Genomic DNA, 1,367 nt, shown 5'->3' with positions numbered 1-1,367 from the left:
CACCTTCGCTCAGCGCTCCGCGGCGATAGGCGGCGACCGCCGCCTTCACGGCGTCGAGATCTATAGCCTCTTCGCCGCGCATGGCCGAAGGGGGGAAGGGCAGCAATGCGCCAGTGGTCTCCACATCGCCGATCATGGCGAGTTTGCGCTGGCTCGTCAGCATGCCGTCGTCGCCTGCCCGTGTGGACGAGGCCAAAAGCAGGGCAGGCAGCAGCAGGCCGAGCAGTCTCCTGGCGGCAGCAGGCGAGGCCATGTCGGGTCTCCATCCTGGGGCAGGCATCAGACAATGGTCGGGGAAGGTTGTTTATAAGGGCTTAACTATGAGGCCACGCATTTTCATGCATTGCCGGCTTTGCCTTGACCAAACGACGGTTTATGTGTGGCGACCGATGACCCGATTTATCGCTTCAGGATCTCCGACATGACCAAGCACATTGCCCTTACCGGCTCAATGCCCGCTCTGGTCACGCCCTTCAAAGCCGGCAAGATCGACGAGGCGTCGCTGCGCGCATTGGTCGAATGGCAGATCGACAACGGCTCGACCGGCCTCGTCCCGGTCGGCACCACCGGTGAAAGCCCGACATTGTCGCACGACGAGCACAAGCGCGTCGTCGAGATCGTCGTCGATCAGGCCAAGGGCCGCGTTCCGGTCATCGCCGGTGCAGGTTCCAACAACACGATCGAGGCCGTCGACCTCGCTGTTCATGCCGAGAAGGCCGGCGCCGACGCAGTCCTCGTCGTCACGCCCTACTACAACAAGCCGACGCAGGAGGGCATGTACCAGCACTTCAAGGCGGTGAACGATGCGATCGGCATCCCGATCATCATCTACAATATCCCGCCCCGCTCGGTGGTGGACATGTCCGTCGAGACGATGACGCGGCTCTACGAGCTTAGCAACATTGCTGGCGTGAAGGACGCGACCGCCAATCTGGCCCGCGTCTCGCAGCAGCGCCATGCCATGGGGCCGGACTTCATCCAGCTCTCGGGTGAAGACATGACGGCGCTCGCCTATATGGCGGCCGGTGGACATGGCTGCATCTCGGTCGTCGCCAATGTGGCACCGCGGCTCTGCGCGGACCTGATGGAAGCCGCGCTGAAGGGCGATTACGCCGGGGCGTTGAAGGTGCAGGATCGGCTGGTGCCGCTCCACGATGCCACCTTCAGGGAGCCCGGCCTCGCGGGCGCCAAGCATGGTCTCGCGCTGCTTGGCCGCATCGAGGAGGAGGTTCGGCTGCCGCTGATGCCGGTGACGCCGGCGACCGGCAAGGTCATTCGCGAAGCGATGGTTTTCGCCGGGCTGTTGAATGCCTAAGTAGGGGTAGCGTTCGACCGGTTGCCCCGGCCGACGCCAGGGAGGTCCGGGG

2 protein-coding genes are annotated in these 1,367 nt (G+C 64.1%); one reads left to right on the top strand and one right to left on the bottom strand.

Translation table 11 applies throughout. The annotated features are described in order from the left end of the window. The coding region (locus ACIPIA_RS16370; RefSeq protein ID WP_400511033.1) for a hypothetical protein at positions 1-253 on the bottom strand (253 nt) is incomplete at its 3' end. A 168-nt stretch (positions 254-421) separates the two neighbouring features. Between ACIPIA_RS16370 and dapA the strand changes: the two genes are divergently transcribed. Further along, positions 422-1,315 carry a 4-hydroxy-tetrahydrodipicolinate synthase gene (gene dapA, locus ACIPIA_RS16365; RefSeq protein ID WP_400511032.1) on the top strand — a complete coding sequence of 298 codons (894 nt, stop codon included), beginning with the start codon at positions 422-424 and terminating at the stop codon, positions 1,313-1,315. The last annotated feature ends 52 nt before the right edge of the window (positions 1,316-1,367 follow it).

It is taken from the genome of Allobosea sp. CER48 (genome assembly GCF_044752385.1).
Classification (GTDB): Bacteria; Pseudomonadota; Alphaproteobacteria; order Rhizobiales; family Beijerinckiaceae; genus Allobosea.
The sequence above is the reverse complement of the archived record's forward strand: the minus strand, read 5'-3'. Positions and strand labels throughout refer to the sequence as shown.

Coding starts and splice junctions, on each gene's coding strand:
- dapA (WP_400511032.1), top strand. CDS start 422: ATGACCAAGCACATTGCCCTTACCGGCTCAATGCCCGCTCTGGTCACG.